Consider the following 13,064-nt stretch of genomic DNA (forward strand, 5'->3'; position numbering starts at 1 on the left):
GGGGCGTTTTTTTTCCGGGCGGGGTAAATGGGGGCCATCCGATCCGGATGGCCCGCTTCCCACATTCTGTGGAGCTAAGGAGAATTGAACTCCTGACCTCCTGCATGCCATGCAGGCGCTCTACCAACTGAGCTATAGCCCCTCGCTGTGTGTCTCTCCGCTTCGGTCTCCCTCGCGGCGACACAGAGAACATTACACGGTCCCCCCGGTGGTTCACCAAATCGGTTTTGCGGGCCGTGGGGGTCCGGCCGGTAGCGTCCCCTCCCGTGACCGTGATCCTGAATGTGCGGGCGCGCCTGCGCAGCCTGCCCCTCGCCGCCGCAGCCGCGGCCTGCCTACTCTCCTTCGCGGCCTTCTGGCTGGCGCAGCGCGCCGCCCACGTCACGATGCTCGACCTCTCCGTGTACCGGGCCGAGGGGGAGACCGTGCTGGCCGGCGGCGACCTGTACGCGATGCGCGCCACGTCGGCGAACCTGCCGACGACCTATCCCCCGTTCGCGGCCCTGCTGTTCACGCCGCTGACGCTGCTGGGAGTGCCGGAGATGCGCACGCTCGCCACCGCCGGGAACCTGCTCCTGCTGCTGGCGCTGGTACGCCTCTCGCTGCGCCTGGTGGGACGCGACCGGCCGGAGACGGCGCTGTGGGCCGCCGCGGCCCTGGTGTGGTGCGAGCCGGTGTGGACGACGCTGCGGTACGGGCAGATCAACCTGCTCATCGCGGTCGCGGTGCTGTGGGACCTGACCCGGCGGGAGGACAACCGGTGGTCCGGGGTGGGCATCGGCCTGGCCACTGCGGTGAAGCTCACACCCGGGCTCTTCGTCGTCCTGCTGTTCGCCGTGGGGGTGGCACGCGCGCGTGCGCACGGATGGCGGCAGGGCTGGACCCCGTGGCTGCGGCGGGCCGCGACGGCGACCGGGGTGTTCGTCGGCGTGACCGTGGCGTCCGCCGTCGTCCTTCCGTACGACTCGCGGCGCTTCTGGACGCACATGATCTTCGAGACCAGCCGGGTGGGCCGTAAGGAGGAGACGGCCAACCAGTCGCTGAACGGGGTGCTGGCCCGGTTGCTGCACACCACCGATCCGGGTCTGTGGTGGGTGCTGGCGGCGGCCGTGGTGGGGCTCGCGGGACTGGCGGTGGCGGTGCTCGCGGCGCTGCGCGGGGACCGTCCGGTGGCGGTGGTGGCGTGCGCCACGACGGCGCTGCTGGTCAGCCCGATCTCCTGGTCCCACCACTGGGTGTGGTGCGTGCCGGCGCTGATCCTGCTCGCGACCCGGGTGCGGCCGGTGTGGACGGCGGCGACGGCGCTGGTCTTCGGTTCGTTCGCGCTGTGGTGGGTGCCTCACGCGCCGGCGCCCGTGCGGCTCGAACTGCACCAGAACGCGGGGCAGATGCTGCTGTCGGGGCTCTACACCCTGGTGGGGATCGCCCTGTTGGGCGCGTTCGCCGCCCGGCTCCGGCGTCAGGCGGTGGCGAACGAGTAGAACCGCTTGAGGGTGCAGTGTTCGTCGAGCAGCCGCCCGTAGATCGGCTCCCCCTCGAGTTCCCGGTAGGTCTCGATGGGGTCGCCCTTTATGATCAGCGCCCGCGCGCACTCCTCGCACCAGTACTGGTACTCGGGGTTGACCGGGTCCATGTCGCGGACGATCGGCGTACCGCTGCCGCACCAGTCGCATTTCCGCCTGTGCGCACCCATCACTCAGCTCCAGCTGTGGCCGCAGGCCGTGCACACATAGGACACTCCACCGTTGTCGCCGAGCACTTGGGCGACGTGGGACGAACCGCAGGAGGGGCAGCTCAGGGCGGCGCGCGCCCGCGCCGGGGCGAGCCCGGCCGGGGCCTCCTCGCAACTGCTAGCGGCCATCGCGCACTCCCTCCCGTCCGGACCGTCGTCCCCCACCGGCCGTCCGATTCTGCCATGGCCCGGCGAGCGGGTCAGCGGGGTCGGCGCGCCGATGCCCGCCGATGACTCGGCCACCGGCGCGAGGCCGGCGCCCGGGCGCGCACGATCAGCGCGCCGGCCGGTACCCGCGCTCCGGGCGCGTTCGGACGGCTCGGTACGAGTGTGCCAAAGGTCGCGCCACCGGGCAGCCGACCGGGCGGCGTCCCCGGTGCGCGGCCGGCCGTCCCACGGCCTTCCGTCCGGCTCCGGCCTTCCGCCGGACACCTTCGCCGCCATACACGGAATCCCGCCCCCTGGCGGGGACGGGATTCCGGTGATTGTGGAGCTAAGGAGAATTGAACTCCTGACCTCCTGCATGCCATGCAGGCGCTCTACCAACTGAGCTATAGCCCCTCGTGTTCTCGGCGCTCCGCGCTGCGAACAAGAAGAACTTTAGCCTGTGACCTGCCGGAAAGTGAAATCCGGGTCAGTCGTCGTCGCCGAGGACGGGCTCGGGGAGCGTGCCGGCGTTGTGCTCCAGCAGCCGCCAGCCACGGGCTCCCTCCCCGAGGACCGACCAGCAGCAGTTGGAGAGCCCGCCCAGGCCCTCCCAGTGGTGGGACTCCAGGCCCAGCAGCCGGCCGATGGTGGTGCGGATCGTGCCGCCGTGGCTGGCCACGACGAGCGTGCCGTCGTCGGGCAGTTTGTCGGCGTGCTCCAGCACCACGGGAGCGGCGCGGTCGGCCACCTCGGTCTCCAGCTCGCCACCGCCCCTGCGCACCGGCTCGCCGCGCTTCCACGCGTCGTACTGCTCGCCGTACCGCTCGACGATCTCCTCGTGCGTCAGGCCCTGCCAGGCGCCCGCGTAGGTCTCGCGCAGTGCGGAGTAGTGGTTCACCTCGTGGCCGGTGATCGCCGCCAGCTCGGCCGCCGTGGCCGAGGCGCGCCGCAGGTCGGAGGCGATGATCGCGTCCGGTTCCAGGGCGGCGAGCAGCCGGGCGGCCCGGCGCGCCTGGGCGACGCCGGTGTCGGTCAGCTCGATGTCCGTGGAGCCCTGGAAGCGGCGCTCCAGGTTCCACGAGGTCTGGCCGTGCCGCCACAGGACGATCCGGCGGCCCCGGCCGCCCTTCGTGCCGTTCAGCTCGGATCACCGTCCGCGCCCTCGGAGGCGGTGAGCCTGGCGTGCTCCTCGCCCTTGCCGCGGGTCCGCACGGCGTCCTCGGGCAGCGGCAGCTCGGGGCAGTCCTTCCACAGCCGCTCCAGGGCGTAGAAGACCCGCTCCTCGCTGTGCTGGACGTGGACGACGATGTCGACGTAGTCCAGCAGGATCCAGCGGGCGTCGCGGTCGCCCTCACGGCGCACCGGCTTGGCGCCGAGCTCCTTGTTGAGCCGCTCCTCGATCTCGTCGACGATCGACTTGACCTGGCGGTCGTTGGGGGCGGAGGCGAGCAGGAAGGCGTCGGTGATCGACAGCACGTCGCTGACGTCGTAGGCGATGATGTCGTGCGCGAGCCGGTCGGCGGCCGCCTGGGCGGCGGCGGTCACGAGCTCGATGGAGCGGTCAGTGGCGGTCACATGCAGGCTTTCGTCGGCGGTCTGGAACACCCCCAGGGTCTCACGTACCGCCGACAGCCCGGCAAACCGCTACCCGGCCCGGTAATCCCGGCCCAGGAGGACCGTGACGTCCGCGTTGGCGGCGGCCGTGCCCCGCTGGACCGCGTCGGCCGGCAGGCCCAGGGTCTTGGCGACCTCCTCGGCGTGTGCCTTCTGGGCCGGGTCGCCGTAGATGACCTGCGAGGACGACGCCCGGTCGGCCTTGCCGCCGTCGATGACGGCGTACCCGCCGTTCACCAGGACGATCCGAGCGGCCTCGGTGGCGTCCCCGTTCCCGGAGGCGTTCCTGACACCCACCCGCACGGCCGCTCCCTGTTCGGGCGCGCTGACGGTGCCGCCCAGGATGTCCTTCACCACATCGCGGGCCGCTTCCTCGTCCAGGGTGCCGTCCTGCCGGACGGGCAGCAGCGCCGTCCTGTGGTCGCCCACCTTGGCGTGTCCGGCGAGCCTGGCGAGCGAGGCGCCGAGGTCCTTCTCGGGCAGCGAGGGGTCGAGGATCTGCGCCAGCGTCTCCACGGTCACGGTGGCGGCTCTTGGGTCGTCCGACATCTTGCGCAGGACGCCGTTCACGACCTGGCCGAACCGCTGGAGCTGTGCCGTCTCCGGCTCACCGGGTCCCCGGTGGGTGGCGTACGCCACGGCCATGGGGCCGGTCAGGGTCTGGTTCTCGCCCTTGGCCACCAGGGGCGGGTCGCCCTTCCCGGCCCCCGGCACGGTGGTGTCGGTGGTGAGGTCGATGCCGCCGACCATCTCCACCAGGTTCTCCAGGTACGGGGTGTCCAGCCGCCAGGTGCCGCTGATCCGGGTGCCGAGCAGCGTGCCGATGGCCTCGCGGGTGCCGGTGGAACCGTCCTCGTCGACGGACTTGGCGAGCGTGGTGGTGGTGCCGTCGTCATTGACGACGGCGAGGGCGTTGGGGAGCAGGACGGTGGTGCCCTGCTTGGTGGTGGCGTTGTCCACGAGCAGCGCGGTGGAGGTGTCCTTGTTCCTGGTGTTGTGCAGGTGCAGGACGATCGTGTCCCGCTTCTGCGGCCCGCTCGCCGTGCCCCCCCGTCCGGCAGGCGCGTCGGACTGGCCGGGGAGCTCTCCGGCCGCCCACAGGTACCCGGCACCGCCGACGAGGGCGACGGCCAGCACCACGGCGAGGACGACGATCCGGTTGCGGCCGCGGCGCTTGGCCTCCTCACGTCGCTCCGAGCGGCTCTCGGTGAACTTGAGCCAGTCGATGACGTCCTCGGAGTCCTCGTCCGGCTCCTCCACGAAGGAGAACTGCTCGGTGCGGTATTCGCGGTCCTGGGCGGCCGGCTCGCGCTCCCGGCGACGCTGACCGGGCACGGCGGCCGGTGCCGGAGCCGGGTCCGGGTCCGATCGCGGGGCCGGGTCCGGGCGGGACCCGGACCGCGGCTGCTCGTGCGTTCGCTGGTGCTGCTGCGGCCGGGCGGACTCCTGAGGGGTCCAGGGCTGGGCGGTGCCGTGACCGGTGTAGCCCTGGTGGCCGTAGTCCTGGCCCTGCTGCGGCTGCTGCGCGTACGCGTCGTACGGCTGGGGCTGCGGCTGGGACGCGGAGCCGCCCTGGGGGTAGGACTCGTACCCGTAGGTCTGCTGCTGGGCGTACGGGTCGTACTGCTGCTGAGGCTGCTGGTACTGGCTGTAGTCCTGGTACTGCTGGTGTTCCTTGTACTGCTGGTGTTCCTGGTACTGCTGCTGAGCCTGCTGGTACACCGGCTGCCCGTACTCGTCGTAGCCGACGATCTGCGGCTGCTGGTACGGGTCGTACGGGTTCTGCTGGTCGTTCACCGGTGCCCCTCTCCGTGGCTCATTCGCCCCGGTACAACTGGCGCTTGTCGATGTAGCGCACCACACCGTCCGGCACCAGATACCAGACCGGGTCGCCCTGCGCGACCCGGGCCCGGCAGTCCGACGAGGAGATGGAGAGCGCGGGCACCTCGACCAGGGAGACGCCGCCCTTGGGCAGCCCGTCGTCCGACAGGTCGTGACCGGGCCGGGTGACCCCGATGAAGTGGGCGAGCGAGAAGAGTTCCTCGGCGTCGCGCCAGCCCGGCATTATCTGGGAGAGCGCGTCCGCTCCGGTGATGAAGAAGAGGTCGGTGTCCTTGTTCAGGGCACGCAGTTCCCGCAGGGTGTCGATGGTGTACGTCGGGCCGGGCCGGTCGATGTCGATCCGGCTGACCGAGAACTGCGGGTTGGACGCCGTGGCGATGACCGTCATCAGGTAGCGGTCCTCGGCCGGGGAGACCGTCTTGTGGGTCTTCTGCCATGGCTGCCCGGTCGGCACGAACACCACCTCGTCCAGGTGGAACTGGGCGGCCACCTCGCTGGCGGCCACCAGGTGTCCGTGGTGGATCGGGTCGAATGTCCCGCCCATCACGCCGAGTCGGCGCTTGCCGGAACTGGTCGGCACTTGCTGGTCTCCCATGCGTGCAGAGCCTACTGGCACCGCGCCACGCCCGGCCCCCCGGCGGTCGCCGCCCGTCAGCGGTCGCGGTTGAAGCGCGTGGTGATCCACAGCAGCAGGAGCAGCGCGAGCAGCGCGCCACCACCGGTCAGGTACGGGTTCAGGCTTTCGTGGTTGCCACCGTGCTCGGAGCCCTCGGCGAGCGTGACAAGGCTGACGGCGGCGCTGGTGATGCTCATCTTCAGCAGGACCTATCCATGGGAGTCGGAGCGGAGACTTCGCGCACATCGTATGCGGGCGGTCCGGGCACGCTCACGCCGACTCAGTCGTTGTCCTCGTCAGTCGCGGTATCCGCGCAGCAGGAACCAGGCACCCAGGGCGACGCCGACGATCGAGACGAGCAGCACGATCCGCAGCGTATTGCCGGGTCCCTGCTGTTCGGCGGCGGCGAGCAGTGCGGCGGTGACGGGCATGGCGGTGTGCTCCTCCGTTGTCCACAGGCCCCCTCACACCGTAGCTCCAGCACCTACGCTGGGGTCCGTCAGGGGGACGAGAGCAGGTCTCGTACGAAACAGGGGGCTTACATCCATGACCGAGAACAGTCACGAGAACGTGCCGAGCAGGCAGCGCACACGTTTCCCGGGCATCTCCTCGCGGGCCTACGAACACCCCGCGGACCGTTCCGCGCTCGTCGCGCTGCGCAAGCTGAGCGGTTTCGACACCGTTTTCAAGGCACTGAGCGGACTGCTTCCGGAGCGGAGCCTGCGCCTGCTCTTCCTCTCCGACTCCGTGCGGGTGAGTGACGCCCAGTTCGCCCATCTGCACGCCATGCTGCGGGACGCCTGCTACATCCTGGACCTGGAGAAGGTCCCGGCGATGTACGTCACGCAGGACCCGAAGCCCAACGCCATGTGCATCGGCCTTGACGAGCCGATCATCGTGGTCACCACCGGGCTGGTGGAGCTGCTGGACGAGGAGGAGATGCGCGCGGTCGTCGGCCATGAGGTGGGCCACGCCCTCTCCGGTCACTCCGTCTACCGCACGGTCCTGCTGTTCCTCACCGGCCTCGCGCTGAAGGTGGCCTGGATCCCGCTGGGCCATGTCGCGATCATGGCGATCGTGACGGCGCTGCGGGAGTGGTTCCGCAAGTCGGAGCTGTCGGCCGACCGGGCGGGGCTGCTGGTGGGGCAGGACCTCAAGGCATCGATGCGCGGCCTGATGAAGATCGCCGGTGGCAACCACCTGCACGAGATGAACGTGGACGCGTTCCTGGAGCAGGCCGAGGAGTACGAGTCGGGCGGTGACCTGCGGGACTCCGTGCTGAAGATCCTGAACGTGCTGCCCCGTTCCCACCCGTTCACCACGGTGCGCGCGGCGGAGCTGAAGAAGTGGGCCGAGAGCCGCGACTACCAGCGGATCATGGACGGCCACTACGCGCGGCGCTCGGAGGACAAGGACACATCGGTCACCGACTCCTTCCGGGAGTCAGCCTCCCACTACGCCGACACGGTGCGCACCAGCAAGGACCCGCTGATGAAGCTGGTCGGTGACATAGCCGGTGGCGCGGGGGACCTGGGCGGGCGACTGCGCGACCGGTTCGCCGGCGGGAAGCCGGCGGGTGAAGGACAGCCACCGGGACGGGAGGACGGCCGCGGAACCGCTCAGGGCGACGGCTGAGCGGCCGGCGCGAGCACGCCGCACACCGAGCCGGTGGGCCGGCCGATGGCGTACGGGTCGGTGACCGCGGGGCCGGTGCCGGTGGCCCGCCGGCCGGCCAGCAGTGGCCGCAGGGCGCCGGCCGCGTCGGCCGAGCAGTCCTGCGGGCCGGCGCGGAGCTGCCCGGACACCAGCTCGGCGCGGTGCATGCGCAGGTCCTCGCGGTCGAAGCGGAACCGCAGCTCGCGGCGGACGGTGAACAGCGAGGCGTCGGCGGACTTCTCGCCGGAGCCGGCCGGGCGCAGCGCGTAGACGAACGTGTGGTCCGTGGTCACCTCCAGGACGTCGGGTGTCGGCTCGGTCACCCGCATCGTGCCCCGCACCCGCACGGCCGGGTCCGCCAGCTCCACCCCGCCGGCGTCGAAGCGCACCAGCCAGCCGGTCGCCGCGTGCCGGCCGTCGTCGGCCGGCGACTCGACGCTCCGGTCGAACTGCTCCTGCTGGTCGGGGTCGAGCAGCATCCGCACGGGCCGTACGGTGCCGCCGGTCAGCACGCCGGGGTCCAGCGAGGACTGCACCAGGTAGTCCTTGGCGGTGCTCAGGGCGGACACCACCTGGCTCTCCGCGAAGTGCGCGGTGCGCCGGGCGGACGGCAGGGTGACGCCTGCGGCGCCGACGGCGAACTGGGCGGCGGGGCTGCGCGCGTACAGCCGGTCGGGCTCCCCGCCCGGGACGGCCCCCAGGGGGGCCAGCGGGATCACGGTGGTGCGGGGGGTCTCGGCTCGCTGGTCGGGCGCCGGCAGGTGGGGCTGGCGGACGCCCAGGTAGATCGCGGCGGCGAAGGCCGTGGCGATCACCAGCAGCAGTGCCAGGGCGCCGTGCCGTGACCGGCCCGCCCCACGGGGAACGCTGCGTACCGCCCGGGCGTGCTCGCCGAGGCGCTCCTGGGCGGAGTACTCCTGGAGGCGGGCAGCGCGGACGAACGACTCGTCGAAGACAACGGATCGGTACTCGTCGTCACCACCGCCGGGAAGCCCGTCGGGGGTCCCCTCAGGCGGGTCGCCACTCCCTGCCATACCTTCAGGGTAGGTCGGCGGGAGGCAGGGTAAACGCGGTGCCCCCGGCCAAACTCGCGGCAGTCCCCGGCGCGGGCCGAGACGCGCTGTCAGGGCGTACGCGGCACCGCGGGGACGGGTGGCGCGGGGTACCGGGCGTGGGCCGACGGGCCGGTCGTGCCGGGCTGGGCGCCGGTCGTCCGGCCGGGGCCGGCCCGGGGCTCGTCGACGCCGCTCGTCGCCGGTGCCGGAATCCGGTCGTCGCGGCTGCCCGAGGCGCCCCGGTGGACGGCGGCGAACGCCAGGACGACCATGCCGACGCCCATCACCACGGCCAGGACCCACGCCACCGGGCGGTGCCACCGGGCGCTGGGACGGTAGGGCCACAGGGCACCGCCGTACGGCCCGTACGGGCCGTCGTGATGGATCAGGGGGTCGTAGCCGTCCCCGCAGTCGCGCCGGCCGTACGCCTCGGGCCCGTACGCGTCGTCGTACGGTTCCTCCTCGCCCGTGCCACCGCCCGCCCGGCCCCTGGCGGCCTCGGCCTCGGCCCGCGCCTGGGCAGCGGCCAGCAACCGCTCCACCGCGCTGGGTTCATGGGCCTCGGCGGCCCGTACGAAGTCCTCGTCGAAGACCACGGAGGCGAAGTCGTCGTCCGCGCCTCCGCGGTCGTCGTCGGGCTCCCGGCCGTTCGCGAACGGCCCGCCTCCCACGTCGTCCGGCACCCGTTCAGAGTAGACCCGCGAGCCGCCGTGGGGCAGGGAGAACGCCACTTCGGACGAACCCGCGCGGCCACACCTCCACCCACGGCCCCACGCCGCCCCACGCGCACGGCCGCCCCACCCGCCCGCGGCCCGGGGCACACCCGACGGGCGGCGCCCACCGGCCGACCCCCCGGAAGACCCACCACCGGACAACAACCCACGAGCCCCCGGCCCGGGACACACCCGACGAGCGGCGCCCACCGGCCGACCCCCCGGAAGACCCACCACCGGACAACAACCCACGAGCCCCCGGCCCGGGACACACCCGACCGGCGGCGCCCACCGGCCGACCCCCGGAAGACCCACCACCCGACAACAACCCACGAGCCCCCGGCCCGGGGCACACCGACGAGCGGCGCCTACCGGGTGTGGCCGTCGCCCGTCACGATGTACTTCGTCGACGTCAGCTCCGGCAGGCCCATCGGGCCCCGGGCGTGGAGCTTCTGGGTGGAGATGCCGATCTCGGCGCCGAAGCCGAACTGACCACCGTCCGTGAAGCGGGTGGAGGCGTTCACCGCGACGGTGGTGGAGTCCACGAGCTGGGTGAAGCGGCGGGCCGCGGCCTGGGAGGTGGTGACGATGGCCTCCGTGTGGCCCGAGGACCACAGGCGGATGTGGGCGACGGCGGCGTCGAGGGAGTCCACGACGGCCGCGGCGATGTCGTACGAGAGGTACTCGGTCTCCCAGTCCTCGGCCGTGGCGGCGACCACGGTGGCCTTGGAGTCGTCGGCGTACGCCCGCACCCGCTCGTCGCCGTGGACGGTGACGCCCGCCTCGGCGAGGGCGTCCAGGGCGCGCGGCAGGAAGTCGGCCGCGATGTCCTGGTGGACCAGGAGGGTCTCGGCGGCGTTGCAGACGCTGGGCCGCTGGGCCTTGCTGTTGATCAGGACGTCGACGGCCATGTCGAGGTCGGCCAGGGCGTCGACGTAGACGTGGCAGTTGCCGGTGCCGGTCTCGATGACCGGGACGGTGGACTCCTCCACGACCGTGCGGATCAGGGAGGCGCCGCCGCGCGGGATGAGGACGTCGACCAGCCCGCGGGCGCGCATCAGCTCCCGCACCGAATCGCGGGACTCGCCGGGCACCAGCTGCACCGCGTCGGCCGGCAGGCCCGCCCCGCCGACCGCGTCGCGCAGGACCCGCACCAGGGCGGTGTTGGAGGAGTACGCGGAGGAGGAGCCGCGCAGGAGCACCGCGTTCCCGGACTTGAGACACAGGGCGGCGGCGTCGACCGTCACATTGGGCCGGGCCTCGTAGATGATGCCGACGACGCCGAGCGGGACGCGGACCTGGCGCAGGTCGATGCCGTTGGGCAGGGTCGAGCCGCGGACCACCTCGCCGACCGGGTCGGGCAGCGCGGCGACGTCGCGCACGTCGGAGGCGATGGCCCGTACCCGCTCCGGGGTGAGCGTCAGCCGGTCGATGATCGACTCGCTGGTGCCGGCCTGCCGGGCGCGCTCGACGTCCTCGGCGTTGGCCTCGATGATCTCGCTCGTCCGGACCTCCAGCGCGTCCGCGACGGCGAGGAGGGCGTCGTCCTTGACGGCGCGCGGGAGTGGCGCGATCCCGGCGGCCGCGGAGCGGGCCCGGTAGGCGGCCTGGGTGACCGGCGACATGTCGTCGTACGGCGTGACGGACAGCGGGGCGGAGTGCGAGGTCATGCCCGCAGGGTAATGCGCTCTCCGCGGGCATTCCTCACTTGTTCCGGTACGCGAGACGGCCGTCCCACGGCGGGCTCCCGACCGGTGACGGTTAGTACGGGTGCACGCCGACCGGGGCGGCCGGCGGAGGTCCGTACCCCTCCGCGATCCGCAGGTGGTAGGTCTCCCGGTCGATGACCTCGAGACCGACGATCTCCCACGGCGGCAGCTGGGCGCTCTGCCGGTGCTCGCCCCACAGCCGCAGCGCCACGGCCGCCGCGTCGTGCAGGTCCCGGGCCTCCTCCCAGTACCGGATCTCGGCGTGATCACTGGCGTACCGGCTGGTGAGCAGGAAGGGATGGTCGTGGGCGAGCTGTTCCAGGGCTCTCCTGATGTCGGTCAGCGGGGCCTCGGGGCCCGAGACGCTGAGGGTGATGTGCCAGAGCTTCGACACCGGGCGGTCGTGTGTGCGCCGGTCCAGGCCGGCGTCGGCGACACCGGTGACGTCGACGGCAGTGGTGTCGTCGAAGTCGGCCCCGGCCCCGACACTCGTCAGGGCGCGTTCGGTCATCCCACAGGGCGAAGCCCCTGGGCGCGCTCGTCTCACCGGCGGCCTCCTGTTGATGCGTCGTGGTGCTGTCAGCCCACCTTGCCCCCGAGACAAAGTTGACCAGTCCTGAGCGGGACATGGGGCCGTTTTGCGGAAGGTCCCCGGCGGATGGCCGGACTTTCAGCCGTTCCAGGGTGCCTAGGCGCGCAGGACCACCAGGTCGTCCCGGTGTACGACCTCCCTCTCGTAGGCCGGGCCCAGCTCCTTCGCCAGTTCCCTGGTGGAACGGCCGAGCAGCTGGGGGATCTCCTTGGCGTCGAAGCTCACCAGGCCGCGGGCCACGGCCCGGCCCGCGGTGTCGCGCAGTTCCACCGGGTCGCCCGCCGCGAACTCCCCCTCGACGGCGGCGACACCGGCCGGCAGCAGCGACTTCCTGCCCTCCACGACGGCCCGGACCGCGCCGTCGTCCAGGACCAGCGCGCCCTGCGGCGTCGAGGCGTGCGCGAGCCACAGCAGCCGGTCCGCGGAGCGCCGCCCGGTGCGGTGGAAGTACGTACCGGTGTCGCGGCCCGCCAGGGCGTCGGCGGCGCGGCTGGCCGAGGTCAGGACGACCGGGACGCCCGCGGCGGCGGCGATCCGGGCCGCCTCCACCTTGGTGACCATGCCGCCGGTGCCGACGCCGGCCTTGCCCGCCGAGCCGATCTCGACGCCCTCCAGGTCGGCGGGGCCGCGTACCTCGGCGATCCGGGAGGTGCCGGGCCTGCTGGGGTCGCCGTCGTACAGGCCGTCCACGTCGGAGAGCAGGACCAGCAGGTCGGCGCGGACGAGGTGGGCGACGAGCGCGGCGAGCCGGTCGTTGTCGCCGAACCGGATCTCGTCCGTGGCGACGGTGTCGTTCTCGTTGACGACCGGCACGGCGCCCATGGCGAGGAGCTGGTCCAGGGTGCGGTACGCGTTGCGGTAGTGGGCCCGGCGGCTGGTGTCGTCGGTGGTGAGCAGCACCTGTCCGACCCGGACGCCGTAACGGGCGAAGGAGGCGGTGTAGCGGGCGACGAGCAGGCCCTGGCCGACGCTGGCGGCGGCCTGCTGGCGGGCCAGGTCCTTGGGGCGCCGGGCCAGCCCGAGCGGCGCGAGCCCGGCGGCGATGGCCCCGGAGGACACCAGCACGATCTCCTTGTCGCCGCCGGCCCGCAGCCCCTCGCCGCCCTCGGCCGGGGTCCTGCCGGCCGCCCCCTGGTCACGCACCTTGGCGAGTACGTCGACGAGCGCGTCGACCCGGTCGGCGTCGAGGCCGCCGGACGCTGTGGTCAGGGATGACGAACCGACCTTGACGACGATCCTGCGGGCTTCCGTCACGTACTGCCTTGCCACTGTCACGTGGGCGAATCTATGTCAGGGGTGGCGATCCGCGCTCGCGCATTCCAGTCGCTGGACAGCGTGGTGGACAGGGGCGCGGCCCCTCGCGCGGCCCTCCGCGGGCCCCGCCGCCG

The 13,064-nt window shown here is 72.4% G+C and carries 15 protein-coding genes and 2 tRNA genes; 2 read left to right on the top strand and 15 right to left on the bottom strand.

The window, feature by feature from the left end:
* Positions 1-69: 69 nt before the first annotated feature.
* Positions 70-142 (bottom strand) — tRNA-Ala (locus tag AB0H53_RS25840).
* A 124-nt stretch (positions 143-266) separates the two neighbouring features.
* On the opposite strand from AB0H53_RS25840, the gene AB0H53_RS25845 reads away from it, so the two are divergent.
* Positions 267-1,481: a glycosyltransferase 87 family protein gene (locus tag AB0H53_RS25845; protein WP_362117938.1), complete on the top strand. Its 1,215-nt coding sequence runs from the start codon at positions 267-269 to the stop codon at positions 1,479-1,481.
* Here AB0H53_RS25845 and AB0H53_RS25850 read toward each other — a convergent pair.
* The 9 genes from AB0H53_RS25850 to AB0H53_RS25890 form a co-directional block, all read right to left on the bottom strand.
* The gene (locus AB0H53_RS25850) at positions 1,460-1,693 is read right to left on the bottom strand and encodes a hypothetical protein (RefSeq protein ID WP_026277450.1); all 234 of its coding nucleotides are present in this window, start codon (positions 1,691-1,693) and stop codon (positions 1,460-1,462) included. The genes AB0H53_RS25845 and AB0H53_RS25850 overlap by 22 nt on opposite strands.
* Positions 1,694-1,696: 3 nt before the next feature.
* On the bottom strand, positions 1,697-1,861 hold the full coding sequence (locus AB0H53_RS25855; RefSeq protein WP_362117941.1) for a hypothetical protein: 165 nt from the start codon (positions 1,859-1,861) through the stop codon (positions 1,697-1,699).
* 359 nt (positions 1,862-2,220) lie between these two features.
* Positions 2,221-2,293, bottom strand: a tRNA-Ala gene (locus AB0H53_RS25860).
* A 73-nt stretch (positions 2,294-2,366) separates the two neighbouring features.
* Positions 2,367-3,020 carry a histidine phosphatase family protein gene (locus AB0H53_RS25865; protein ID WP_362118056.1) on the bottom strand — a complete coding sequence of 218 codons (654 nt, stop codon included), beginning with the start codon at positions 3,018-3,020 and terminating at the stop codon, positions 2,367-2,369.
* Positions 3,017-3,454, bottom strand: a complete 438-nt coding sequence (gene rsfS / locus AB0H53_RS25870) for a ribosome silencing factor (RefSeq protein ID WP_362117944.1) — start codon at positions 3,452-3,454, stop codon at positions 3,017-3,019. Before rsfS ends, AB0H53_RS25865 begins: the two co-directional genes overlap by 4 nt.
* A 69-nt stretch (positions 3,455-3,523) precedes the next feature.
* Positions 3,524-5,290, bottom strand: a complete 1,767-nt coding sequence (locus tag AB0H53_RS25875) for a LytR C-terminal domain-containing protein (protein WP_362117947.1) — start codon at positions 5,288-5,290, stop codon at positions 3,524-3,526.
* A 19-nt stretch (positions 5,291-5,309) separates the two neighbouring features.
* Positions 5,310-5,930 carry a nicotinate-nucleotide adenylyltransferase gene (gene nadD / locus AB0H53_RS25880; protein WP_362117950.1) on the bottom strand — a complete coding sequence of 207 codons (621 nt, stop codon included), beginning with the start codon at positions 5,928-5,930 and terminating at the stop codon, positions 5,310-5,312.
* Between the two features lie 56 nt (positions 5,931-5,986).
* A complete protein-coding gene (locus AB0H53_RS25885; RefSeq protein WP_362117952.1) occupies positions 5,987-6,148 on the bottom strand; it encodes a hypothetical protein in 162 nt (53 codons plus the stop codon).
* A 99-nt stretch (positions 6,149-6,247) separates the two neighbouring features.
* Positions 6,248-6,382 carry a hypothetical protein gene (locus tag AB0H53_RS25890; RefSeq protein ID WP_362117955.1) on the bottom strand — a complete coding sequence of 45 codons (135 nt, stop codon included), beginning with the start codon at positions 6,380-6,382 and terminating at the stop codon, positions 6,248-6,250.
* A 115-nt stretch (positions 6,383-6,497) separates the two neighbouring features.
* On the opposite strand from AB0H53_RS25890, the gene AB0H53_RS25895 reads away from it, so the two are divergent.
* Positions 6,498-7,586 (top strand): M48 family metallopeptidase, encoded by a 1,089-nt coding sequence (locus AB0H53_RS25895; RefSeq protein ID WP_362117958.1) that lies wholly within the window; start codon positions 6,498-6,500, stop codon positions 7,584-7,586.
* On the opposite strand, the gene AB0H53_RS25900 is transcribed toward AB0H53_RS25895, so the two are convergent.
* The 5 genes from AB0H53_RS25900 to proB form a co-directional block, all read right to left on the bottom strand.
* Entirely contained in the window at positions 7,571-8,641 is a 1,071-nt protein-coding gene (locus AB0H53_RS25900; protein WP_362117961.1) for a hypothetical protein, read from the bottom strand. The genes AB0H53_RS25895 and AB0H53_RS25900 overlap by 16 nt on opposite strands.
* An 89-nt stretch (positions 8,642-8,730) precedes the next feature.
* Positions 8,731-9,345, bottom strand: a complete 615-nt coding sequence (locus AB0H53_RS25905; RefSeq protein WP_362117964.1) for a hypothetical protein — start codon at positions 9,343-9,345, stop codon at positions 8,731-8,733.
* A 398-nt stretch (positions 9,346-9,743) separates the two neighbouring features.
* A complete protein-coding gene (locus AB0H53_RS25910; RefSeq protein ID WP_362117967.1) occupies positions 9,744-11,045 on the bottom strand; it encodes a glutamate-5-semialdehyde dehydrogenase in 1,302 nt (433 codons plus the stop codon).
* A gap of 91 nt (positions 11,046-11,136) precedes the next feature.
* The gene (locus tag AB0H53_RS25915) at positions 11,137-11,631 is read right to left on the bottom strand and encodes a hypothetical protein (RefSeq protein ID WP_362117970.1); all 495 of its coding nucleotides are present in this window, start codon (positions 11,629-11,631) and stop codon (positions 11,137-11,139) included.
* Positions 11,632-11,772: 141 nt separating this feature from the next.
* A complete protein-coding gene (gene proB, locus AB0H53_RS25920; protein ID WP_362118059.1) occupies positions 11,773-12,930 on the bottom strand; it encodes a glutamate 5-kinase in 1,158 nt (385 codons plus the stop codon).
* Positions 12,931-13,064 lie beyond the last annotated feature (134 nt).

It is taken from the genome of Streptomyces sp. NPDC050856 (assembly GCF_040653855.1).
Classification (GTDB): domain Bacteria; phylum Actinomycetota; class Actinomycetes; order Streptomycetales; family Streptomycetaceae; genus Streptomyces.